Origin of the sequence: Streptomyces sp. NPDC026659 (assembly GCF_040638245.1) — a bacterium.
Taxonomy (GTDB): Bacteria; Actinomycetota; Actinomycetes; order Streptomycetales; family Streptomycetaceae; genus Streptomyces.
Map to the genome: position 1 here is coordinate 677,841 of NZ_JBEZXY010000001.1, position 22,447 is coordinate 700,287.

Below are 22,447 nucleotides of genomic sequence, written 5' to 3' on the forward strand. Positions count from 1 at the left end.
GCGCACGAATATCGGGAACATTCGAAAACTGTCACCGGAATTCCGGAACAAGCGCTCTCCATGTCACCGGAGAATTGTTTACGATGCCACCGAAGACGTGACGGCCAGTTCCCAGAGATTAAGCCCCGCGCGGAGGAATTCGCGCACGGCCGCGATCTCCTCGTCCGTCCAGGCTCCGTCACCGGCCCCCTGCGGGGGCAGAGGTGGGTCGGCCTTCAGGCTGTGGGAGAGGTCGTCGGAGAAGTTCCACGCGTCCAGCAGCGGTCCTGCCGAGAGCGAGTCGGGGTCAGGGTGCTCGACCCGCCGGCGCACGACGCCCAGTCAGCCGCCCAGTTCCCGGTGGCGCGCCGCGAGTTGGGACGCGCCCGCCTCCGTGAGCGAGCCGTACAGGCGGAGCCGGGAGATGCCGCCGTCGGGGTAGATGTCCACGCGCGCGTGCGTGCCGACGGCCGGGGCCGGGAGGGCGAAGCGGTGGCGGGTGTCGGGCTGGAGCCGGGTGCGGGGCAGGAGTTCGACCCAGTCGGCGCCCGAGCCGTCCTCACCGTCCCGTACCGACACCGACGCCCACCCCGCGCTGTTGCCCTTCAGATACGCCGTGTCGATCTCGATCGCCCGGATCTCCGACTGGGCGGTGAGACGGTAGGTGATCCAGTCGTGGCCCCGGTCGCGGCGCCGGCGCGTCTCCCAACCTTCGTCCATACGGCGGGAGTTGCCCGGCAGGATGGTGTGGGCGGGCGGGGAGTAGAAGCGGTCGGAGGCGTCCTCGACACGGCCGCCGTTCTCCAGGGCGACGACGTCGAAGGTGCCGAGTGCCGCGAGCCACCCGGGGTCCGGGGCGACCTCGCCGTACACCCGCAGCCGGGCGATTCCGCCGTCGGGGTGCTGGTTGAGGCGCAGGTGGGTGAAGCGCTGCCGCGCCGACACCTCGAAGCCGTTGGCCGCGTGGCCGCCGACCGGAGTGCGCGGGACGAGCGTCGTCCACTTCACGTCGTCGCCGAGGAGTCGCTCCGGTGACGGGGTGCCGGGCACCGAGGCGGCCTCGACGGAGACGGCCTCGGGGTGGTTGCCCCGGAAGTGGGCGGTGTCCACGACGATCCCCCGGATCACCCCGGGCGCGCCGAGGCGGATCAGCGCCCAGTCGTGGTCCTCGGCGGTGGGCCACGGGTGCCCGGCGTCCGTACCGCGCCGCCGCCGGGTCTCCCAGCCGTCCATCACCTTGCCCTTGTGGCCGAAGCGCCCGGGGTCGAAGACGGCCCGGCCGGGCGTGAGCAGGTTCTCCCGCTCGGCGAAGAACTCGTCGTTCGCCGCGACGACCCCCGCGCCGAGCCGTCGGTCGGCGAGGTCGGGGTACGTCGTGAAGGGGAAGTCGGCGGTGCGGTAGTCGGCATAGGGGTCGCCGCCGCCGAACGGGGCTGCGGGGCCGGTGAATCGGGGCGCCGTCACTGGGTTCCTTTCGCTGACGCGGGGCTCGTCGTGGACGCGGGGGCTCATCGGGTACGGGTGAGAAGGCGGCCTCTCGGCTCGGTGAACTCGCCGTCCGCGTACACCCGTTCGCCACGCAGCCAGGTCGACTTCACCACGCCGTGCAGTGTCCTGCCCGCGTACGCGGTGACCGGGTTGCGGTGCTGGAGCCGGGCCGGGTCCACGGTGAAGGTCTCCTCGGGGGCGAGGACGGCGAAGTCGGCGTCGCGGCCGGGCGCGATGGCGCCCTTGCGGTCGAGACCGGCCAGGGCGGCGGTGCGCGCGGACATCCAGCGGACCACGTCCGCGAGGCCGTGGCCCCGGCGGCGCGCTTCGGTCCACACCGCCGGAAGGCTCAGCTGGAGGCCGGAGATGCCGCCCCAGGCGGTCGCGAAGTCCGGCGTCTTGAGGTCGGCGGTGGACGGGGAGTGGTCGGTCACCACGCAGTCGATCGTGCCGTCGGCGAGCGCCTGCCAGAGCAGGTCCTGGTTGGCGGCCTCGCGGATGGGCGGGCAGCACTTGAACTCGCTTGCCCCGTCCGGGACTTCCTCGGCAGTGAGGGTGAGGTAGTGCGGGCAGGTCTCCACGGTGAGGCGGATGCCGTCGGCCTTGGCGGCGGCGATCAGCGGGAGCGCGGCGGCGGACGAGAGGTGGAGTACGTGCACCCGCGCGTCCAAGCGCCGTGCCTGCTCGATGAGTTGGGCGATGGCCTCGGTCTCGGCCGCGTGCGGCCGGGAGGCGAGGAAACCCGCGTACGCCGCCCCGGCGGGTGCGTCGGCGAGCCGGGCCGGGTCCTCTGCGTGCACGATCAGCAGACCGCCGAATCCGGCGATCTCCGCGAGCGAGCGGGCCAGTTGGTCCCGGTCCAGGTGCGGGAACTCGTCCACGCCGGACGGCGACAGGAACGCCTTGAACCCGAAGACTCCCGCCTCGTGCAGCGGGCGCAGATCCTTGACGTTGCCGGGCAGCGCGCCACCCCAGAAACCGACGTCGATGTGCGTACGGCCGTGCGCTGCCGCCCTTTTGACCTCCAGGTGGGCCGTAGTCGTGGTCGGCGGGAGGGAGTTGAGCGGCATGTCCACGAGGGTGGTGATGCCCCCGGCAGCCGCCGCGCGTGTGGCGGTGCGGAAGCCCTCCCACTCCGCCCGGCCGGGGTCGTTGACGTGCACATGGGTGTCGACCAGGCCGGGCAGCAGCGCGTGGTCGCCCAGCTCCTCCAGCCGGGTCGCGTCCGGGAGCGGCGCGTCGTACGGCAGCACCGCGGTGACGGTCCCGGCGGCGACGGTGACCGTGGCGGCCCGCACCCCCTCCGGCGTGACGACGTGCGTCGAACGCAGCGCCAGTTCGGCGTCGGACACCCGGACCCCTCTCGGCCGTCGACAGGCGGTTCACATTCCGGAAACGGGATTTACGCCCATGTAACGGAATTCAACGTTCTGTTGAAGGAGTCTTCATGGCGGGCGGTGCGGCGTCAAGGGTGCGGGGTGTGGCGGGAGTGGCGGGTGCGGGGATACGGCGCGAGTGACGGGTACGAGACAGGGACCCGGATGCCGGGTATGCAGCACCCATGACACCGCACTCCCCGGCCCCCCACGCCGACATCGCCGGCCTGCTGCTCGCCGCCGGCGGCGGCAGCCGGCTCGGCGGCCGTCCCAAGGCGCTGTTGCCGTACCGGGGGCGGCCCCTGGTCGAGCACGCGGCCGGAGTGTTGCGCGCGGCCGGGTGCACGCCGATCCATGTGGTCCTGGGCGCACAGGCGGCCGAGGTGCGCGAGCGCGCCCGGCTCGACGGCTGCGTCCTCGTCGACAACCCCGACTGGCCCGACGGCATGGGCTCCTCCCTCCGCGCCGGACTCCGCTCCCTCGCGGGTACGGGCGCGCGTGCGGTCCTGGTGAGCCTGGTCGACCAGCCGGGCATCGGCCCGGCGGCGGCCGCCCGGGTCCTGGCCGCGTTCACGGACGAGCACTCCCTCGCGTCGGCGGCCTACGACGGCGTACGAGGACACCCGGTACTCCTCGGCTCCGCGCACTGGCCGGGCGTCGCGGCGACCGCCACCGGCGACCGGGGCGCGCGGGCCTATCTGCGGGAGCACACGGCGGACATCAGACTCGTGGAGTGCGGGGACGTGGCGGAGGCGTACGACATCGACACGGAAGCGGACTTGGACCGGCTGCAGTGATCGGCGATCAGCGATCGGCGATCAGCGATCAGCGATCAGCGATCAGCGATCAGCGATCAGCGACCCAGTGTGCGCCGGGGGCCACGTCCCGTCGCGGACGATGTGCTCCACGATGCTCAACGCCTCCCCGAGGGGCACGGTGTCCGCGTTCGGGTACGCGTCGTACTGCCCGTTGGCCGACACGAACCCCGCACTCGCCCCCCGGGCTTCCGGGTCCACGGCGTGCTCCCCGGGGTCGCCCTCGTCCGCGAGCAGCATGACCAGAGCCCGCTCGGTGTTCGTCAGCACCACCAAGGACCGGCCGGACGAACCGACCAGCCACGTCTCGAGGCGTCCACGGCCGATCCGCTCCCGGAGCGCCTCCCGAACCGTCCCGGCCGCCACCGGAGCGGTGCCGTCGTCGGCGATCACCCAGGACTCGATCATGGGCACGACGATCTCACGCCCCGCCGAAGATCCCCCACCCGTTGAGGTTCCCCCGGGAAAAACCTACGATCCGCATCTCAGAAGCGACCGTCCGTGAGTTGAGGAAGTGACCGCTCATGTCCGCACCCGCGTCGTCCCCGCCCACGGTCGTGGATGCTCCGTCGCTGCCCCGGCAGGAGGAGGTGCTGACCGGGGAGGCGCTGGCGTTTCTCGGGGAGCTGCACCGGCGTTTCACTCCCCGGCGGGACGAGCTCCTGGCACGGAGGGCCGGGCGGCGGGAGGAGATCGCGCGGACGGGCACGCTGGACTTCCTGCCGGAGACGGCGGACGTACGCGCCGACGAGGACTGGCGGGTCGCCCCCGCGCCGCCCGCGCTGGAGGACCGGCGGGTGGAGATCACCGGCCCCACCGACCGCCGGATGACGGTGAACGCGCTGAACTCGGGCGCCCGGATCTGGCTGGCCGACTTCGAGGACGCCTCGGCCCCCACCTGGGAGAACGTGGTCCTCGGACAGCTCAACCTGATGGACGCCTACGCGCGCCAGGTCGACTTCACGGACGAGCGCACCGGGAAGTCGTACGCGCTGCGCCCGGACGAGGAGTTGGCGACCGTCGTGATGCGGCCGCGCGGCTGGCACCTGGACGAGCGGCATCTCGTCGGCGCCGACGGGACTCCGCTGCCCGGGGCGCTCGTGGACTTCGGGCTGTACTTCTTCCACAACACGCGGCGGCTGCTCGAACTCGGCAAGGGGCCTTACTTCTATCTGCCGAAGACCGAGTCGCATCTCGAAGCCCGGCTGTGGAACGACGTGTTCGTGTTCGCGCAGGAGTATCTGGGCGTCCCGCGCGGCACCGTACGGGCCACCGTACTGATCGAGACGATCACGGCGGCGTTCGAGATGGAGGAGATCCTCTACGAACTCCGCGAGCACGCCTCGGGGTTGAACGCAGGCCGCTGGGACTATCTCTTCTCCCTCATCAAGAACTTCCGTGACGCCGGGCCGGAGTTCGTGCTGCCGGACCGCAACGCGGTCACGATGACCGCGCCGTTCATGCGGGCGTACACCGAACTCCTCGTCCGCACCTGCCACAAGCGGGGCGCGCACGCGATCGGCGGGATGGCGGCGTTCATCCCGTCCCGCAAGGACGCGGAGGTCAACCGGGTCGCCTTCGAGAAGGTGCGCGCGGACAAGGACCGTGAGGCGGGGGACGGTTTCGACGGTTCCTGGGTGGCACATCCGGACCTGGTGCCGATCGCCCTGGAGTCCTTCGACAAGGTGCTCGGCGACCGCCCGCACCAGAAGGACCGGCTGCGTGAGGACGTCCGGGTGACGGCGGGCGACCTGCTCGCGGTCGGCACGCTGGAGGCGCGGCCGACGTACGGCGGTCTCGTCAACGCCGTTCAGGTGGGCGTCCGTTACATCGAGGCGTGGCTGCGCGGTCTGGGCGCGGTGGCCATCTTCAACCTCATGGAGGACGCGGCCACGGCGGAGATCTCGCGCTCGCAGATCTGGCAGTGGATCAACGCGGGTGTGGAGTTCGAGAACGGCGAGCGGGCCACCCCCGAGCTGGTCCGCTCCGTCGCCGCCGCTGAACTCGACGCCATCCGCGAGGAGTTGGGCGAGGACGCGTTCACCGCAGGCCGCTGGCAGGAGGCGCACGACCTCTTCCTCCAGGTGGCCCTGGACGCGGAGTACGCGGACTTCCTGACGCTGCCCGCCTACCAGTACCTCAAGGGCTGACCTCAGGGGCTGACCTCAGGGGCTGACCTCGGGGCCTGGTCGCCTCCCTTGTCCGAGTGACCGTCCGAGTGGCCGAGGGAGCGGCCCGGGGCCACCCGGTCGCGGACCAGCCGCTTGACCGCCGTGGGTTCGGGGAAGCCCTGCTCGCGGCGGTCCCAGACCACCTCGTCGTCGACCCGGACGACGAAGACGCCGCCGGTGCCGGGCTTGAGGGCCAGCTCGGTCAGCTCGCTCTCGAAGGTGGTGAGCAGTTCCTGCGCCAGCCAGGCCGCGCGGGGCAGCCAGCGGCACTGGGTGCAGTACTCGATCACGACACGGCTCATCGCGGCCCCCTCGTTGCGGATACGCCGAACACTGCGGACGCACTGATCACTGCGGACGCATCGATCATTGGAGATGCACCGACCAGTCCTGTTGCGCCGCCGGTCTGCCGTGCAGATCGGGAACCGCCTTGAGCCAGTCCGGACGGCCCCGCTGGGTACGCGCCGCGCGCGCGGCGTCCTCGGCCGCGATCTCCTCGCGGCTGGGGAAGTCGGTGGGCAGCCACTGCTCGGACAACCGGACGCGGTCGAGGAGGTAGTCGACGTAGGCGGCGCGCACGTCGTCCGGGGTCGCGAAGCCCGCGTCCTCGGCGAGCCAGGCGTCCGGCACCTCGGCGACGACGCGGCGCAGCAGTTCCTCGGTCACCAGCGGGGCCAGTTCGGCGTCGGCGGCCCGTACGTCGGGGCCGTAGGAGCCGAGGGCGTGGTGGCGGAAGTCGTACTTCTTGCCGGGCGCGGTGGTGTCCCAGCGGTGGTGGAAGACGAGGGCGGCGCCGTGGTCGATGAGCCACAGGCGCGGGGGCACGGTGCCGCGCGTGGGCCAGAGCATCAGGTTGGAGCTGTGGACGGTGCGGTCCACGTTGGCGGTCAGCGCGTCCAGCCAGACGATCCGGCCCGCCTCCAGCGGGTCCACGGGGAAGTCGCGGGCCAGCTCGGGGGTGAGGTCGACGGCGCCGGATAGGTAGTCCATGCCGAGGTTGACGCCCGCGCTGGCGCCGTGCAGCTCGCGCACCTCCTGGTGGGGCTCGTCGGCGGCGATGGCCGGGTCGAAGTGCACCAGGACCAGTTCGGGGAAGCGCAGACCGAGCGCGCGGGCCAGCTCCCCGACGATCACCTCGGCGACCAGGGCCTTGTGTCCCTGGGCGGAGCCGGTGAACTTCGTGACATAGGTCCCCAGGTCGTCGGCCTCGACGACTCCGGGTACGGAGCCTCCGGACCGCAGGGGGGCGACATAGCGGGTGGCGGTGACCTCCCTCAGCATCTTCCAAGCCCCCTCGGCTCGTTCGCCTCACGTTCCACGGCAGGCTCCCACACGGTACGACCCGGGAAAATCTCCCCGATCATCAAGTGAGCATAACCAGGCGGGACGGCCGGGGAGGAGTACCCCGAGTCCGCGCACCGGCATCCCCGTCCTCGACGAATGGAACCCCCGGTCAGTGCGGGTTGGCGCGGTCGAGGTCGGCCAGCAGCCTTTCCGCGTCGGTCATCAGTGAGCCGTAGACATGCCAGGCGCCCGGCCGGGTGAGGGCGCCCCGGGCGATCATGCCGGTCATCGTGTCGTGCCAGACCCGCGCGCCGTCGATCGCTCCGCGCAGGCGTTCACGGGGGAAGGTGTCCGACGAACCGTCGGCAGGCCCCGGTTCGGTGAACGCCCCGACGGCCGCACCGGCCAGCCGGAGCGTTTCGGCGTACTCGTCGAGAAACCGGCTCCCCAGATGGTGATCCGTATGGTCGTCGTGCGCGTTGTCGGCGAGGGTCCTGGCGATCCCGCGCACCTGGATCGACACACCGCGCAAGGCCGTGAAGGTGTCCCTGTCGTGGAAGGTCACGCCCTTGCGCCGCGCACGCACGACACAGCGTGTGTTCCACCGCAGGCTCTCGTCGGCCTGCCGCACCTGTTCCTCCGCGCGCGTGAGGCGCTCGTCCAGGTCGCGCGCCTGGCGCAACCAGTCGCGTGCGTCCGAGGTGAGCCGCCGGCCGGAGAGGCCCGCGCCCATGTCGTGCAGCAGTGCCCCCATGGAGCGGGCGAGGCCGCGCACGGCGGAGCCGGACTCGTCCAGATAGAGCGGTGGCAGGACGAGGGCGTTCACGGCGATGCCCACAGCCGCGCCGGCGAGTGTCTGGAGGACGGAGGACACGAGACCGCCCACCGGGTCGGCCGCGGTGGCGGCCAGGGCGACGACCGCGGTGGAGGCGATCTGGAGACGGTCCTCGGCGGTGCGCCGGGGACCCGCCAGGACCGCGACGACCGCGATGACCGCGACGGCGCCCGCGGTCGGCCCCAGCAGCCGGGCCGCCGCGAGGGCGAGGACAAGCCCCGCGACCCTGGCCGCCACGTTCTGCGCCGCCTTGGTCACGGACCGGTAGACCGTGGACGCGTTGACCATGAGCACAGCCGTGGCGACCGCCACGTACGGCCGGCTCTCGGCGGCCCACGGGGCCACGACGCCCCAGGCGAACAGCGCGGCGATGAGGGTCTTGGCTCCGTGCACCGCACGGTCGGCCCGTCGGCCACGGAGCCGGCCGGTGATGCGGCGCATCGACCCCGCCGCCGTCACGGGCGGGCACCCCGGGCGCGTAGTTGAATGTTGCACGATGTCGATGATGGCACCTTTCGCCCCTTGTGAGGCGGTGACGTCGGCCACGGTCGCGCACCGCGGTGAGGCCGGTGAGGCCGGTGAGGCGATCCGGGATCGGCTCAGGGCGCTCCGTCCAGGAATTCGGCGAGGCGGGCGTCGAGGTTCAGCGCCTCGGCCTCCCCGCCGGCGGGCACGAGCCGGTACGTACGCCACAGCCACTCCTCGATCACCGGAAGCGGGGCCACGAGATGGGCGGAGCCGTACGGGGAGGACAGAGAGAGGTGCAGGAGCGCCTCGGCACCGGATTCGCCGGGCCAGACGCGCACGTCACCGTCCCCGCTCGGGGCCCGGGTCCCCGCCGCCAGGAGGTCACGCGCGAAGACCCACGGGACCATCCCCTTGAGGTCGTCCCAGAAGAGGAGCTGCACGGCAAGCGGGTCCTGCGACCTGTAGAGCAGGCGAGTGGGCACGAGAATCCGCCCGCCCAGGGGGGACACGACTTCCATGTCGAGCATGCGATCTACACAACCGGTCATGGTTCTGGGTGCGTTGGAGCCGGGGGCGCCGGGCCCGGACGACAGGGAACGACGTCCGGGCCCGGCGCCCGCCATGACCCTTGCGGTCAGCGGAAGACGCCGCGGTCGAAGTCGTGCGCGTCGCCGCTCACGACGACCCACATGCCGCGCTCCCACTGAGAGAAGCGGTGGTTGTCGAAGCGATAACGACGGCCGTGGTCGTCGCCGTACCAGTACCGGCCCTCCCGCACCCAGTAACGGTGACCGTCCCAGCGGCGGTCGTCCCGGTCGCCCCAGCGGTGACCGTTCCCGTCCCGGCGGATCCCGTCGCCGCGGTGGCCGTTCCGGTGGTCGTTTCCGTCACCGCGGTGGCCGTCCCGGTGGCCGTCGCGGTGGTCGCTTCCGTCGCCGCGGTGATCGCCGTACGACGCGGCGACCGGGCCACGGGAGGCGGTCGCGGCATGACCGGCCGCGGAATCCGGAGCCGCCGAGGCGACGCCGCCCACCGTCAGCAGCGTGCCGGCCGTGGCGGCGAGAACGACGGCCGCGGTGGCGGCACGACGCCCAAAGATGCGATTCATGATCTTTCTCCTTGCTCGATGCCGGAGCCATGAGGATGGGGCTCCGGCGACGCCCCGGGGTGGTGGGGCACGAGCGACGCTACTCCGATTAAGTTGAACATTGAACGTTTCGGGTAGTGGCATATTTCACCCCTTTCATCACTTTCATTTCCCATCCGCCAGGGGGTTCGGGAGCGGCAGATACCGGGCGTCCGCCCCGTCCGCCCCCGTCCACCGCAGCAGCAGGTTGGTCTTGCCCGGCAGGCTGGGCGCCGCCAGCAGGGCCGGGATCTCCGGCAGGGTGTGGCGGGCCAGTTCGCGGCGGACGGCGGGCCAGGGGTCGAAGCCGGGGTGGTGTTCGGCGAGGGCGGCGGCGATCTCGGTGAGGTTGTTGACGACCAGGCAGTACACCAGTCGCTCCCAGCCGGCCTCGCGGGAGACCTCCGGCAGGAGCTTCGCCCCCTCGGCGTCGCGGAACAGCGCCTGGACGGGCGTACCGGTGGCGTCGACGGCGACCAGGGTGTTCTGGAGGTGGGCCTCCAGGACGACGCCGTGGGTGTCGAAGGCGGTGAGCGCGGGCGGGACGACCGCACTCAGGTAGGCCGCCCACCAGGCGTCGGGGTCGGGTGCGGAGGTCAGCGGACTGCCGTCGAAGCCCTCCGCGAGCCCGGCGGCGAGCAGGGGGGTGGCGCCGGGCAGCACATGGTCCCGCAGGCCGTCGCGGACAAGGACGGCCAACTCCTCGAAGGCGAAGGCGGCGGTGCGGTAGCCGCGGTCGCTCAGCCAGGCGGCGGGGCCGCCCATGGCCGCGAAGGCGCCGGTGGCCGCGGCGTCGATGCGGCGGAGTCTGGCCAGATCGTGGCGCCACAGGCGGCGGATGTCGTTGGTGATGCGGACGTCGAGGCTGAACTTCAGGAACAGATCGCGCTCGGGCTCGTACACCGTGCGGACGGCGGCCGTCGGCCACACCACGAAGGGCGTCTCGCCGAGCCGGAGCAGGCGCCCGTCCTCGAAGGCGGGGGCCAGTTCGCGGGCGAGGAGGTCGAGTTGCCAGGGGTGGGCGGGCAGCAGCCGGTAGCCGGGCGGGGCGGTGCCGAGGGCGTCCAGGGCGCTGGTGTCGCCCTCCTCGGCCACCTGGTCCTCGCGGACGCCGAGCAGGGTCAGCGGGAAGCGGCCGTGGGCCTCGGGGGCGTAGCGCAGCCACGCTGCGGCCGGACCGCCGCCGCGCGCCTTGGGGGCAGGGTGGTGGGGGTGGCCGGTGATCAGCGACTGCTCGGAGCGCAGATACGGGTCCTCGGGCGCGACGGTGCGGGCGCGGGCGGCGAGCAGCGCGGCGACCGTGTCCCGGCTGTCGATCATCTCGGCGGGCAGGTCGCCGCCGGTCGGGCCGATGTGCCGGCCCAGTTCCTCCGCGACGAGTTTGACCAGTTCGGTGTGGCCGATGCGCCGCCACTGGTCCCCGGTGCGCACCTCGGGGTCGGCCGGGCGGCGGCCGGGGCGCACGCGCAGCAGCCGGCCGGTGCCGGGCAGCCGGTAGACGGGCCGCTCGCCGGGGTCCGGGAGCGGCGTGGCGACCTCGCGGAGCAGGCAGTTGAGCAGGGGCGCCGCCGCGTAGGCGTCGGCGCGCCGACCGGCGTCGTCGGTGTGAGGCTGGAGGTCCACGCGATCCATTCGTTCGTACTCGTCGGGCTCGTCGTTCGTACTCGTCCGGCCCGTCGGAGGCCGCGCCGGGGCGCCGTCGCAGGGCGGCTGTACGGGCCCGGCTCCGGGCGCCGGTCGGGCGTTGTGCTGCGGTGTCCTCGCGGAGGGCACGGGCGTCGTCGCCGGTTTCCCCGTCCAGGGCACCGGGCGTCGTCTCCGGTGTCCTCGCGGAGGGCGGACCGCGCCGTCCGCCGGTTCGCGTCCGGGGGCGGTCGCGTTCAGTATGTCTCGCGTATCCGACAATCGTGCTCTGAGCTGCCCGTCCCCGAGGAGCCGACGTGTACCACTCTCCCACCGCCGAGGCCGAGATCGCCGAGGAGTTGGCCGCCGTGCGGCCCGCCCTGCTCGGCCGGTACGCGGCCGCGCTGCCGGGAGCCCGGGCGGCGGTCCTGACCCGGCTGTGGCGGGCGCTGGTCCACGAGCCGCTGCCGTGGATCACCGGCCGCTCCGCGCACGCCGAGGGGCACACCCTGCGCCTGGCCGACGGCCGCACGCTGCGCGGCCCGCACTCCGATCCGTACGCCACCGGCGACCGCGTCCGTGCGATCCGGCTGGACCGCGAACGCTACGACGACCCCGCGCGCCTGATGACCGACCTCGCGGTGCCGCACGCGGCCGCCTTCGCCACCGAACTCGCGGGCAGTGTGGCCTCGCTGGCCCTGTCGCGGGCGAACGCCGAGGCGTCCGGGGAGGAGTGGCCCGCGCACGACTGGGAGTGGGAGCAGCGCGTGGTCGACGGGCACCCGTACCACCCCAACTGCCGCTCCCGGCCCGGCTTCTCGGTGGCGGACCAGCTGGCGTACGGCCCGGAGCACCGGCCGGTGGTGTGGCTGGGCACGGTGGCCGTACCGGCGTCGGAGTGCCTGGTGTCGGGCGACTGGCCCGAGGAACTGCGTTCCGGGGGCGATCTGTTGCTGCCGGTGCACCCCTGGCAGGCGGCGCATGTGCTGAAGCGGTCGGCCGAACCCTGGCGCGCGGCCCACCCGTTGATGGCGCTGCGTACCCTGGCGGTTCCGGGCGGCCCGCATGTGAAGACCGCGCTCAGCGCCCGGCTGACCTCGTCGGTGCGGGACATCTCCGTGTACTCGGTGAAGGCGTCGGCCACCCTCTCCTCGTTCGCGACGGAGCTGGCCGCGCGGACCGACGGCCTGCTGCACGTCACCCGTGCGCTGGGCGCGGCCACCGCCCACTCCCCCGACCTGGCCGCGCAGTTGCGGGAGTCGCCGGAAGTGTACGCGGGCCCGGACGAGCGGGTGGTACCGGTGGCGGCGCTGGCGACGACGGAACTGCCGTGCTCCGCCGAGTGGATGGCCGCCTTCACCCGGCTCGCGCTGACCGTCGGACTGCGGTTGCTGGACCTCGGGGTGGCACTGGAGGCGCACGGGCAGAACCTGCTCGTGGTGCTGGCGGCGGACGGCACTCCGCTGCGGCTGGTGTACCGCGATCTGGCGGACATCCGCATCAGCCCCGCACGTCTGTCCCGGCACGGGATCATGCCGCCGCCCCTGACCGGGCGTCTGATTTCGGACGACGTGACGGTGTTGCGGCGCAAGCTGTTCGGCTCGCTGGTGGCGGGTGCGCTGGCCGCGACGGCCGGTTCGGGACCGGCGTTGGCCGCCGCGCTGCGGGCCGCGCTGCGTCAAGTGCCCCGTACGCCGGATCTGATGGCGCTGTACGACAAGCCGCTGCCCGCCAAGGCGTTGACGCTGATGCGGCTCTCGCCCGAGACGCCGGGCGACCAATGGGCGGCGCTGCCACACCCGTTCGTTTTGGAGCGCGGCGCATACGGTCAATAGGATCCGCCGATGATCAGAAGACATCGGCTGGCGACGGGCGTCTGCGCCCTGCTCGCGGCCCTGGGAGCCGGGATCGCGTTTCCCGGCGGCGCTGTGGCGGACGAGACGGAGCCGCAGACGGCGGCCCCGAAGGTCGAACTCGTCCTGGACGTCAGCGGTTCCATGCGGGCGCGCGACATCGACGGCGGCACCAGAATGGCGGCGGCGAAGCAGGCGTTCGACGAGGTTCTCGACGCGACGCCCAAGGAGGTGGAACTCGGCATCCGCACCCTGGGCGCCAACTACCGGGGCAACGACCGGAAGACCGGCTGCAAGGACACCGCACAGCTCTACCCGGTGGGCCCGCTGGACCGGACCGACGCCAAGACGGCGGTGGCCACGCTCTCGCCGACCGGCTGGACCCCGATCGGCCCCGCGCTACTCAAGGCCGCCGACGACCTCCAGGGCGGCGAAGGCACCCGCCGGATCGTCCTGATCAGTGACGGCGAGGACACCTGTCAGCCGCTCGACCCGTGCGAGGTGGCCCGCGAAATAGCCGCCAAGGGCATCGGGCTCACCATCGACACCCTGGGCCTGGTGCCGGACGCCAAGACCCGTGACCAGCTCAGCTGCATCGCGGACGCCACCGGCGGCACCTACACCTCCATCCAGCACAAGGAAGAACTGTCCGACCGCGTCGGCCAGTTGGTGGACCGCGCGGCCGACCCGGTGGTGACCCCGGTGGCCGCCAGCGGTGCCGACTCCTGCTCCGCCGCCCCGACGCTGAAGTCCGGACTCTTCACCGACCGCGAGGAGTTCGGCCGGCAGCGCTGGTACAAGGTCGACGTGCAACCCGGTCAGGAGCTGCGCGCCTCGGTGAGCGTCGCGGACGACCGCGCCGTCTCCCCCGACTACGGCGTGCTGCTGCGCGCGGTGACCGCGAGCGGACGCGAGATCGTACGCGGCGAGGCGGCCGGCACCGGCCGCACGGACGTGGTCTCCACGGGCCTGCGCTACCCCAAGCCGGAGAGCGACGACGACACCGCGACCACGGAGTCGGTGTGCCTCCAGGTCACCAACTCCTTCTCGGCGGCGCCGGGTGTGAAGACCACGCCGGGTCTGCCGCTGGAGCTGACGGTGGACGTGGTGGACGGGCCGTCCGCGGCGCACGACGTCGCCGCCTTCGGTCTCGGGCGCGGCTGGTGGCTGCTGGGCGCGCTGGTGCTCACCGGTTTCGTCGCCGGTCTGCTGTGGGGCTGGCTGTCGCGCTGGCGGGTCGCGGTCTGGAGGACCAACTGATGCGTTTCACCCATGTGTTGAGTGCCGCCGCGCTGGCGCTCGGACTCGCCGCCGCCCCGGCCGTGGCCGACTCCTCCCCCTCGCCGAGCGCGTCGTCCGACGCCAAGGCGCCCACCCAGGCGGGCACGTCGTTCCGTACGGCGGCGGAGATGGACCAGGGGCAGACGGCCACCGCCTCCGGCTCCACCAGTGACTACTTCTACTGGTCGTTCGCGGCGGACGCGGGGCAGCGCCCCACCGTGCGGGCGACGGTGAAGCTGCCGCAGGCCCATGACTCCCAGACCTGGCAGATCGACGTCTACGACGGCCTGCGCCGCCGCCAGGCGTGCCAGTACGGCGCGGCCTCGCGCACCGCCGCGCAGGACGCGCCCTCGGTCGAACTGGCCTGTGTGTTGCGCACGGTGCGGGCCTGGTCCGATCCGTGGGCGAACGACCCGTTGCCGGGCACGTACTACATCCGGCTGACGGTGCTGAACCTCTCCTCCGCCGACCTCGGCAAGCCGGTGCACGCCGAAGTGCGCGCCGATTCCAAGGACATCGGCGGCGCGGCGGCGGTCGACGGCTCGCTGTCGAAGCCGCTCGTGCCGGGCATCGCGGTCAAGTCCCAGGCAGAGGAGAACGGTTCGAAGTCGGCCGTGCTCTCCGGCATCGAGCCGGACGACGGCTGGTCCTCCAACTGGTGGTCCGACCGCTGGGTGTGGACCGCGATCGGCGGCGTGCTGGCCGCGCTCGCCGGTATCGGCGGGTACGCGCTGACGCGCGGCTCGGGACGGCCTTACCGGGTGCCGCCGGGTGCCTGAAGCCGGCAGCCGTAGCCGGTGATCGAAGCCGAAGGCCCGCCCCTCGTGGCGGGCCTTCGGTCGTTCCAGGGCTCACTCCTCCCGGAGCGACTTGCCCAGCGGGCTGTCGCCGGTGACGGTGATCCGCCCGGCCCGTATCCCCTCGGGAACCGTCAACTCCCCCCGGACGACGGCCGTGCACGTCCCCTCGTCCATCACGAGCCGCGCGTCCGCGCCGCCGGGCGCGAGTCCGTCGCCGTAGACCGGGCCGTCCTCCGCGCCGACGTACAGATGGAAGTTCCCTTCCTCCAGGCCGACTTCCAGCGTTCCGGGTCCGGTGTCCACCCCGCGCAGCGCGGTCAGCAGGGGCAGAGCGAACCAGTGCGCGCGTACGGCGTCGGTGGGGCGCCGCTCCTCCAGGCCGTCCCGGCCCCACTCCCCCAGCGCCTGGAGCACGGGCAGCAACCCTCGTCCGCGCGAGGTGAGTTCGTAGACGTAGGCGGCGCCGGGCGGCGGGAGGCGGCGGCGGGTGGCGAGGCCGTCGCGCTCCATGTCCTTGAGACGGGAGGCGAGTACGTCGGTGCTCACCCCGGGGAGGTCGGCGTGCAGATCGGTGTAGCGGCGCGGACCGGCCAGCAGTTCCCGGACGATCAGCAGGGTCCAGCGGTCCCCGACGAGGTCGAGGGCGCGGGCCGCGGAGCAGTACTGGTCGTAGCGTCGGCGAGGTGGCATGGGACGCAGTCTAGACAGTTCGTTGGACTTTCCAAGCTCCTGCTTGGTAAAACCAAGTGACACCAGACGGCGAAGGGTTGCGGCGCATGGAGTTCCGGCAGTCGAACAAGCTCAGTGAGGTCTGCTACGAGATCCGTGGCCCGGTGATAGAGCACGCCGACGCGCTGGAAGAGGCGGGGCACAGTGTGCTGCGCCTGAACACCGGCAACCCGGCCGTGTTCGGTTTCGAGGCGCCGGAGGAGATCCTCCAGGACATGATCCGGATGCTCCCGCAGGCGCACGGCTACACGGACTCGCGCGGCATCCTCTCCGCCCGCCGCGCCGTCGCCCAGCGCTACCAGGACCTGGGCCTGGAGGTGGACGTCGACGACGTGTTCCTCGGCAACGGCGTCTCGGAACTGGTTTCCATGGCCGTCCAGGCCCTGGTCGAGGACGGCGACGAGATCCTGATCCCGGCCCCGGACTTCCCGCTGTGGACGGCGGTGACGACGCTGGCGGGCGGCAAGGCCGTGCACTACATCTGCGACGAGCAGGCCGACTGGACCCCCGACCTCGCCGACATGGAATCCAAGATCACGGACCGCACCAAGGCCCTGGTCATCATCAACCCGAACAACCCGACCGGCGCGGTGTACCCGAAGGAGATCGTCGAGGGCGTCCTCGACCTGGCCCGCCGCCACGGCCTCATGGTCTTCGCCGACGAGATCTACGACCAGATCCTCTACGACGGCGCCGTGCACCACTCGGCCGCCGCCCTCGCCCCCGACCTGGTCGTCCTCACCTTCTGCGGCCTGTCCAAGACCTACCGGGTGGCGGGTTTCCGCTCCGGCTGGCTGGTGGTCACCGGACCCAAGCAGCACGCGAAGAACTACCTGGAGGGCCTGACCATGCTGGCCTCCATGCGGCTGTGCGCCAACGCTCCCGCGCAGTACGCCATCCAGGCCGCGCTCGGCGGCCGCCAGTCCATCCGCGACCTCACCGCCCCCGGCGGCCGCCTCCACGAGCAGCGCAACGTCGCCTGGGAGAAGCTGAACGAGATCCCCGGCGTCTCCTGCGTCAAGCCCAAGGGCGCCCTGTACGCCTTCCCCCGCCTCGACCCCAAGGTCCACAAGATCCACGACGACGAACGCTTCGTCCTCGATCTCCTCCTCCGCGAGAAGATCCAGGTCGTCCAGGGCACCGGCTTCAACTGGCCCACCCCCGACCACTTCCGCATCCTCACCCTCCCCCACGCGGACGACCTGGAGGCGGCGATCGGCCGGATCGGGCGGTTCCTGAGCGGGTACCGGCAGTAGCCGGGCGGCGTTGTCCGTCGTCAGCGTTGTCAGACCCCCGCCGTACGCTTCGGAAATGGGTCCGCCGTGTGGGCGGGTCCGGTTCGGGTGCGAGCGGAGGGAGCCGGTCGTGGGAGGACCGCCGAGTGCCGCGCAGCGGCGGGTCGTCGAGGGGGCCGATCCGGAGACGGGGCGGCTGCGGGGGACGGAGGCGCAGCTCGCGGCGCTGGTGAAGCGGGGGCTGGCCTTCCGGCATCCGAGGCCGCCGCACGATCACTTCCTGACTCCGGCGGGGCAGCGGATGCGGGAGAAGGAGCCGGCCGCGCCCCCGGAAGCGCCCGCTTCCGGTGGGGTCTTCGCGGCCCGGGTCGGGGGTGACGAGGAGACGGGGACCTCCGGTCCCGCCCGGCTGCGCGAGGTGCGCGGGGCCTGGCAGGGACTCCTTGAGATGCGGCGGATGACCGACCGGGACGGCGCCACGGACCGCCCCTGCGACTGGGAGCGGAGCCATCTCGTACGGGCCGCCGCGCTCGCCCTGGAGGCGGCCGGGCACCGGCCCGAGGGCGGCGGGATACCCGGCTACCGGGTGCGCGCCACCCCGCAGCCGGAGGCGGTCGCCGTGTACGCCCCGGACGAGGAGGCCCTGCGCGCCTGCGCGGCCACGCTGGAAGAGGCGGGCTGGCAGCCCGGCGTGTGCACCGAGCCCCGTACCCGCGTGCGCTATCTACTGGCGTCACCCCGCCGGGTGTGAGCCGCGTGCCAAGATCGGGCGACCGGAGAAGTCCGACGCGAGAAGGGGCAGCAGTGCCCGAACCGTTTTCCGTCCGTGTGACCGTCCGCGGCTACGAGACCGACACCCAGGGCCACCTCAACCAGGCGGTCTACCTCAACTACGGTGAGCACGCCCGCTGGTCGCTGCTCCACGCCGCAGGTATCAGCCAGGCACGCCTGGTCGGCCGGGGCGTGGGACCGGTAGCCCTGGAGACCACGATCCGCTTCCGGCGCGAACTGCTCGCCGGGGACGAGGTCGACATCACCTGCGCGTTCGAGTGGACCGACGGCAAGACCTTCCGCATCCACCAGGAGATACGCAAGCTGGACGGCACCCTCGCCGCCGAAGTCACCGCCGTGGGCGGCCTGATGGACCTGGAGAAGCGGAAGCTGGTCACGGACCCGCGCGAGGTGTTCAAGGAACTGGCCGCGGACCCCGCCCTGTTCGGGCTCTAGCCGGGCGGGGGCAGGCCGGAACCCGCTTCACGCCTGCCCCGCGATCCGCGCCAGGCGCCGCGCCTCGGCACGGGTCGCGCGGGCGACGGCCTCCTCGTCCACGTGCAGCAGCCGCCCGTCCGCCACGACCTGCCGTCCGCCCACGAACGACGCCGTGACCGGGGCCGCCGCGCCCAGGACCAGCGCCGCCACCGGGTCCGCGATGGAGGCGTGGGCCAGGGTGTCCATGCGCCACAGGACCAGGTCGGCCATCTTTCCCGGTTCCAGGGAGCCGATCTCCCCGGCGCGGCCCAGGACTTGGGCACCGCCGAAGGTGCCCAGGCGGAGGGCCTGGCGGGCGGTGAGGGCGGACTCGCGGTGGGGGCCGAGGCGGTTGACGAGGAGGGCGTTGCGCAGTTCGGTGTGGAGTTCGCCGGACTCGTTGGACGCCGTTCCGTCCACGCCGAGGCCGACCGGGACACCCGCCCGGAGCATGTCGGGGACGCGCGCGATGCCGGCCGCGAGGCGGGCGTTGGAGGAGGGGCAGTGGGCGACGCCCGTGCCGGTGCGGGCGAAGGCGGCGATGTCGGAGTCGTTCATGTGGACGCAGTGCGCCATCCACACGTCCTCGCCGAGCCAGCCGGTGGACTCGAAGTAGTCGGTCGGGCCCATCCCGAACAGCTCGTGGCAGAACTTCTCCTCCTCCACCGTCTCCGAGCCGTGGGTGTGCAGCCGCACGTCGAGCGAGCGCGCCAACTCAGCTCCCCTGCGCATCAGTTCGGTCGACACGGAGAAGGGGGAACAGGGGGCCACGGCGACCTGGGTCATGGCGCCGAAGGAGGAGTCGTGGTGCTCCCGCACCGTCGCCTCCGTCGCCGCCAGCGCGTCGTCCAGGGTCTCCACCGCGAAGTCCGGTGGCAGTCCGCCGTCCGACCCTCCCCGGTCCATCGAGCCCCGGGCCAGGGTGAAGCGCACACCCGTCTCGCGGGCGGCCCGGATGATCGCCCCGGACAGGTCGCCGGTGCCGCGCGGATACACGTAGTGGTGGTCCATCGCGGTGGTGACACCCCCGCGCGCCATCATCGCGAGGGAGCCCTGCGCGGCCGTGTAGACCATGTCCTCGTCCAGGCGCGCCCAGGTCGGGTAGAGCGCGACCAGCCAGTCGAAGAGGTTGTGGTCGGTGGCCAGGCCCCGGGTGAGCCACTGGTAGAAGTGGTGGTGGGTGTTGACCAGGCCGGGGGTCGCCAGGTGCCCGGTGGCGTCGATGCGGCGGGTGACCTCCGTCAACCCCGCGGGCGCCGGACCCGCGCCGACCGACTCGATCCGGTCGCCCGCGAGGACCAGGTGTCCCGAGGCGTACTCGGTGCCGTCCGCGTCGACGGTCGCGATCGCGCAGTTCTCGATGACGATGCGCTCGGCTGCTGCCACGGTGCGTCCTTCGCTCTCAGAGGTTGGTGAGGTCCACCGGGATCGCGGCCTCGCGCCCCTCGCGGAGCACGGTCGCCTCGATGAGCCCGTAGGGCCGGTCGGCGGCGAGGTACACCTCGTTGTCGTTGGTCAGCCCGAAGGGTTCGAGGTCGACCAGGAAGTGGTGCTTGTTCGGCAGGGAGAGCCGGATCTCGTCGATCTCGTCACGCTCCTCGAGCACCCGGGAGCCCATCGCGAACAGGGTCTGCTGGAGGGAGTACGAGTACGTCCCGGCGAACGCCTCCAGCAGATGGCGCCGGGCCTCCTCGTACGACACGTCCCAGTCGGGGGTCTTGCCCTCGCCGGTCCAGCCGTACCGCCAGCGGGCGGTGACCTCGGTGGCCAGCACGCGGTCGTGAGCCTCGGGCAGGGTGGTGTACTCGTCCTTGGCGTACCCCCAGAACTCGGAGTCGGTGGAGTTCAGCACCACCAGGTCCGCGAGGCCCGAGACGACCTCCCACGCCGAGCCGTCGTACGTGATCTGGGCGAGCCGGGTCTCCTGGCCCTTGCGGACGAAGGAGTGGCCGCCCTCGGGGGCGCCGGGCAGCGCGATCCGCTCCCAGGCGTACTCCTCGATGCGGATACGTGCCCTGCCGATCGCCTCCTGCGAGGTGACGAAGTGCCGGGCGAGGAGGATGCCGAACGCCTCGGCGGACTCGATGCCGTGCTTCTTGGCGAAGGCGTACACCGTGTTCTTGGTGGTGTCGGTCGGCAGGACGTTCGCGTTGGAGCCGGAGTAGTGGACCTCGTCCATCTCGCCGCTGAGCGTGACGGAGACGTTGAGGTCCTTGATGTGGTGGGTGGTGCCGTCCCGGGTGATCCGGACGACCCGGTTCTCGGCCTTGCCGTACTGGTTCTGGCCCAGAAGCGCGGGGCCTGCGGGGCGGGACACATCTGCCATGGTGCTAACTCCCTCGGTATACGGAGTAGCCGAACGGGCTGAGCAGCAGCGGTACGTGATAGTGCTCGCCGGGTCGTACGGCGAAGGTGACGGTCACTTCGGGGAAGAAGGCGGGCCCTTGCTCATGGGCTCCGGCTTGTGCATGGGCTTCGGCGAGGTACGGCTCCACGGCGAAGTCCAGCCGCGCCCACACCGTCCCCTCCGGCGGGTCCGGCAGGTCGCGGCAGCGGCCGTCGGTGTCGGTGGTCCCGGTGCCCGTCTCCCGCCAGTCGGCGTCGGGCGCGGCGCGAGCCAGGAGCCGTACGGCGATGCCCGCGGCGGGACGGCCCGCGGCGGTGTCGAGGACATGGGTGGAGACGGAGGTCGTGGGCATGGTTCACGCGTCCTTGGCGACGAGGTGGGTCAGCCGAATGCGGTTGATCCTGCCCAGTTCGGCGCGGGCGATCTCCCTCTCGCGCTCCGGCGTGTTGCCGATCCGCTCCTTCAGCGCGTCGCGCATCCGCTCGGCGGTCAGTCCGGTGGCGCAGATGAGGAAGACGTGGCCGAACCGTTCCTGGTAGGCGAGGTTCAGGTCCAGCATCTCCGCGCGCAGGTCGTCGGAGGCGCCCGCCATGCCGCGCTGTTCCCGGGCGGAGGCGGGGTCGCCGGGCTTGGGGCGGCCAATGGGCGGGTGGCCCGCGACGGCCTCCGTGAGGCCGGTCTCGTCCAGCTCGGCGAGGGCGGTGTCGGCGGCGGCGTACAGGTCGTCCGGGGTGGCGTACGGCCGGGCGGCGACCAGACGGCGGCCCCAGGCGGTGGCGGCGCAGACCTCGTGGAGGGCGGCGAGGGCCGCGCGTTCCTCCAGGGCGTTGAACCGGGCCAGGCCCGGGGGTGTCGCTGGCGAAGTCACGGGCGCCTCCGTGGCCGCGGGGGCCGTCGTACCGGACGAGGTGCGGTCAGCTAACGCCTGACGGCGACGGCACGTCAACACTTTGTTGAAAATTCCGGGTTAACAGGGCTCGGAAGGCCGCCCGAGTCCCGCTGCCCGAGCCGCTCTGCCCGAGGCCCTCAGCGGCCCTTCTCCCGGTTGAGGTAGTTGTAGATGGTGAAGCGGCTGACGCCGAGCGCCCCGGCCACGGTCTCCACGCCGTGCCGTACGGCGAAGGCACCGCGCGCCTCCAGTGTCCGTACGACCTCCTGCTTGGCCTTGCGGTCCAGGTCGGCCAGCGGGCGGCCCTGCGCGCGCTCCATGGCGGCGAGGATGTGGTCCAGGGAGTCGGCGAGCTGGGGCAGCCGTACGGCGACGACGTCGGCACCCGCCCAGGCGAGGACCACGTCGTCGGGGCCCGCCTCGTCCGGTGGGAGGAGCCGTCCGCCCATGGCGTCGACCAGCGGTTTCACGGCCGCGATGAAGGGCTCGTCCGGGCTGCCGGTCATCTGCCCTCCTCCTCGGCGCCGATCACATTGACCTGGAGGGAGATCCGGGTGGCGCCCGCGCCGAGGGTGCGGCGCAGCACCTCCTCCAGGGCGGCGAGCACCCCGTCGGCGCTGCCCTCGACCGTGTTGCCGAACGGCCCCACGTCCACGGCGTCGAGCCCGGCGCCCTCGATGACCTCGCGGGCCACCACGGCGTGCGCGGGGGCCTCGTCCAGGTCGAAGGGTTCGGTGGTGAACTCCGCTCTCAGTCGCACGGGTGCCCCCTGACGTGGTGGATCGCGCAGTGCGGCCCGGCCGGCGTGCCCCTGCCGTTCGGGGACGACCTTAACGGAGGGTGCGGGGCGGAGGTCAGTGGCTGTCGCTGTGGACCGTCCGGCCCTGCGGAGTGCGGTCC

The 22,447-nt window shown here is 72.3% G+C and carries 25 protein-coding genes; 8 read left to right on the plus strand and 17 right to left on the minus strand.

Translation table 11 applies throughout. The features are described from left to right. Positions 1–78: 78 nt before the first annotated feature. Genes AB0E91_RS02945 through allB form a run of 3 tightly spaced genes read right to left on the minus strand, consistent with a single transcriptional unit; the run spans position 79 to position 2,819 of the window. On the minus strand, positions 79–312 hold the full coding sequence (locus AB0E91_RS02945; protein ID WP_361774171.1) for a hypothetical protein: 234 nt from the start codon (positions 310–312) through the stop codon (positions 79–81). Between the two features lie 9 nt (positions 313–321). Beyond that, positions 322–1,443 (minus strand): allantoicase, encoded by a 1,122-nt coding sequence (gene alc, locus AB0E91_RS02950; RefSeq protein ID WP_361774174.1) that lies wholly within the window; start codon positions 1,441–1,443, stop codon positions 322–324. A 44-nt stretch (positions 1,444–1,487) separates the two neighbouring features. Further along, complete coding sequence (gene allB, locus AB0E91_RS02955) at positions 1,488–2,819, minus strand: allantoinase AllB (RefSeq protein WP_361774177.1); 1,332 nt, start codon at positions 2,817–2,819, stop codon at positions 1,488–1,490. A 209-nt stretch (positions 2,820–3,028) separates the two neighbouring features. Here allB and AB0E91_RS02960 point away from each other — a divergent pair, with 209 nt between their 5' ends. Next, complete coding sequence (locus AB0E91_RS02960; RefSeq protein ID WP_361774180.1) at positions 3,029–3,640, plus strand: nucleotidyltransferase family protein; 612 nt, start codon at positions 3,029–3,031, stop codon at positions 3,638–3,640. 42 nt (positions 3,641–3,682) lie between these two features. Here the strand turns inward: AB0E91_RS02960 and AB0E91_RS02965 are convergent, their stop codons facing one another. Beyond that, positions 3,683–4,066 (minus strand): hypothetical protein, encoded by a 384-nt coding sequence (locus tag AB0E91_RS02965; RefSeq protein WP_361774183.1) that lies wholly within the window; start codon positions 4,064–4,066, stop codon positions 3,683–3,685. Between the two features lie 116 nt (positions 4,067–4,182). Here AB0E91_RS02965 and aceB point away from each other — a divergent pair, with 116 nt between their 5' ends. Further along, positions 4,183–5,808: a malate synthase A gene (gene aceB, locus AB0E91_RS02970; RefSeq protein ID WP_361774186.1), complete on the plus strand. Its 1,626-nt coding sequence runs from the start codon at positions 4,183–4,185 to the stop codon at positions 5,806–5,808. A gap of 2 nt (positions 5,809–5,810) precedes the next feature. Here aceB and AB0E91_RS02975 read toward each other — a convergent pair whose 3' ends face one another. The 6 genes from AB0E91_RS02975 to AB0E91_RS03000 all read right to left on the minus strand — a co-directional run bounded on the left by AB0E91_RS02975 (position 5,811) and on the right by AB0E91_RS03000 (position 11,174). After that, positions 5,811–6,131, minus strand: coding sequence for a SelT/SelW/SelH family protein (locus AB0E91_RS02975; protein WP_361774188.1), 321 nt, complete (start codon positions 6,129–6,131; stop codon positions 5,811–5,813). Between the two features lie 64 nt (positions 6,132–6,195). Then, a complete protein-coding gene (locus AB0E91_RS02980) occupies positions 6,196–7,110 on the minus strand; it encodes a HipA family kinase (RefSeq protein ID WP_361774191.1) in 915 nt (304 codons plus the stop codon). A 172-nt stretch (positions 7,111–7,282) separates the two neighbouring features. Continuing rightward, a complete protein-coding gene (locus tag AB0E91_RS02985) occupies positions 7,283–8,407 on the minus strand; it encodes an aromatic acid exporter family protein (protein ID WP_361774194.1) in 1,125 nt (374 codons plus the stop codon). 140 nt (positions 8,408–8,547) lie between these two features. Then, complete coding sequence (locus tag AB0E91_RS02990) at positions 8,548–8,934, minus strand: SsgA family sporulation/cell division regulator (protein WP_361774197.1); 387 nt, start codon at positions 8,932–8,934, stop codon at positions 8,548–8,550. Positions 8,935–9,050: 116 nt separating this feature from the next. After that, the gene (locus AB0E91_RS02995) at positions 9,051–9,524 is read right to left on the minus strand and encodes a hypothetical protein (protein WP_361774200.1); all 474 of its coding nucleotides are present in this window, start codon (positions 9,522–9,524) and stop codon (positions 9,051–9,053) included. A 144-nt stretch (positions 9,525–9,668) separates the two neighbouring features. After that, positions 9,669–11,174, minus strand: coding sequence for an IucA/IucC family protein (locus AB0E91_RS03000; RefSeq protein WP_361774203.1), 1,506 nt, complete (start codon positions 11,172–11,174; stop codon positions 9,669–9,671). Positions 11,175–11,482: 308 nt separating this feature from the next. Between AB0E91_RS03000 and AB0E91_RS03005 the strand changes: the two genes are divergently transcribed. Genes AB0E91_RS03005 through AB0E91_RS03015 form a run of 3 tightly spaced genes read left to right on the plus strand, consistent with a single transcriptional unit; the run spans position 11,483 to position 15,078 of the window. Then, a complete protein-coding gene (locus AB0E91_RS03005) occupies positions 11,483–13,000 on the plus strand; it encodes an IucA/IucC family protein (RefSeq protein WP_361774206.1) in 1,518 nt (505 codons plus the stop codon). 9 nt (positions 13,001–13,009) lie between these two features. Further along, positions 13,010–14,278, plus strand: coding sequence for a VWA domain-containing protein (locus AB0E91_RS03010; RefSeq protein ID WP_361774209.1), 1,269 nt, complete (start codon positions 13,010–13,012; stop codon positions 14,276–14,278). Then, a complete protein-coding gene (locus AB0E91_RS03015; protein ID WP_361774212.1) occupies positions 14,278–15,078 on the plus strand; it encodes a hypothetical protein in 801 nt (266 codons plus the stop codon). Before AB0E91_RS03010 ends, AB0E91_RS03015 begins: the two co-directional genes overlap by 1 nt. A 72-nt stretch (positions 15,079–15,150) precedes the next feature. Here the strand turns inward: AB0E91_RS03015 and AB0E91_RS03020 are convergent, their stop codons facing one another. Further along, positions 15,151–15,789 carry a helix-turn-helix domain-containing protein gene (locus AB0E91_RS03020; RefSeq protein WP_361774215.1) on the minus strand — a complete coding sequence of 213 codons (639 nt, stop codon included), beginning with the start codon at positions 15,787–15,789 and terminating at the stop codon, positions 15,151–15,153. Positions 15,790–15,875: 86 nt separating this feature from the next. Between AB0E91_RS03020 and AB0E91_RS03025 the strand changes: the two genes are divergently transcribed. From AB0E91_RS03025 to AB0E91_RS03035, 3 genes are all read left to right on the plus strand, one after another. Next, positions 15,876–17,084: a pyridoxal phosphate-dependent aminotransferase gene (locus AB0E91_RS03025; RefSeq protein ID WP_361774218.1), complete on the plus strand. Its 1,209-nt coding sequence runs from the start codon at positions 15,876–15,878 to the stop codon at positions 17,082–17,084. A gap of 109 nt (positions 17,085–17,193) precedes the next feature. Beyond that, positions 17,194–17,814 (plus strand): hypothetical protein, encoded by a 621-nt coding sequence (locus tag AB0E91_RS03030; RefSeq protein WP_361774221.1) that lies wholly within the window; start codon positions 17,194–17,196, stop codon positions 17,812–17,814. Between the two features lie 53 nt (positions 17,815–17,867). After that, on the plus strand, positions 17,868–18,290 hold the full coding sequence (locus tag AB0E91_RS03035) for an acyl-CoA thioesterase (protein ID WP_361774224.1): 423 nt from the start codon (positions 17,868–17,870) through the stop codon (positions 18,288–18,290). 27 nt (positions 18,291–18,317) lie between these two features. On the opposite strand, the gene AB0E91_RS03040 is transcribed toward AB0E91_RS03035, so the two are convergent. From AB0E91_RS03040 to AB0E91_RS03065, 6 genes are all read right to left on the minus strand, one after another. After that, positions 18,318–19,697 (minus strand): 8-oxoguanine deaminase, encoded by a 1,380-nt coding sequence (locus tag AB0E91_RS03040; protein WP_361774227.1) that lies wholly within the window; start codon positions 19,695–19,697, stop codon positions 18,318–18,320. A 16-nt stretch (positions 19,698–19,713) separates the two neighbouring features. Then, positions 19,714–20,637, minus strand: a complete 924-nt coding sequence (gene pucL, locus AB0E91_RS03045; protein ID WP_361774230.1) for a factor-independent urate hydroxylase — start codon at positions 20,635–20,637, stop codon at positions 19,714–19,716. Positions 20,638–20,641: 4 nt separating this feature from the next. Then, the gene (gene uraH, locus AB0E91_RS03050; RefSeq protein ID WP_361774233.1) at positions 20,642–21,010 is read right to left on the minus strand and encodes a hydroxyisourate hydrolase; all 369 of its coding nucleotides are present in this window, start codon (positions 21,008–21,010) and stop codon (positions 20,642–20,644) included. Between the two features lie 3 nt (positions 21,011–21,013). Continuing rightward, positions 21,014–21,526, minus strand: coding sequence for a 2-oxo-4-hydroxy-4-carboxy-5-ureidoimidazoline decarboxylase (gene uraD / locus AB0E91_RS03055; protein WP_361774235.1), 513 nt, complete (start codon positions 21,524–21,526; stop codon positions 21,014–21,016). A 158-nt stretch (positions 21,527–21,684) separates the two neighbouring features. Continuing rightward, entirely contained in the window at positions 21,685–22,053 is a 369-nt protein-coding gene (locus AB0E91_RS03060; protein WP_361774238.1) for a helix-turn-helix domain-containing protein, read from the minus strand. Continuing rightward, the gene (locus tag AB0E91_RS03065; RefSeq protein ID WP_361774241.1) at positions 22,050–22,307 is read right to left on the minus strand and encodes a hypothetical protein; all 258 of its coding nucleotides are present in this window, start codon (positions 22,305–22,307) and stop codon (positions 22,050–22,052) included. The genes AB0E91_RS03060 and AB0E91_RS03065 overlap by 4 nt, the downstream gene beginning before the upstream one ends. Between the last annotated feature and the right edge of the window lie 140 nt (positions 22,308–22,447).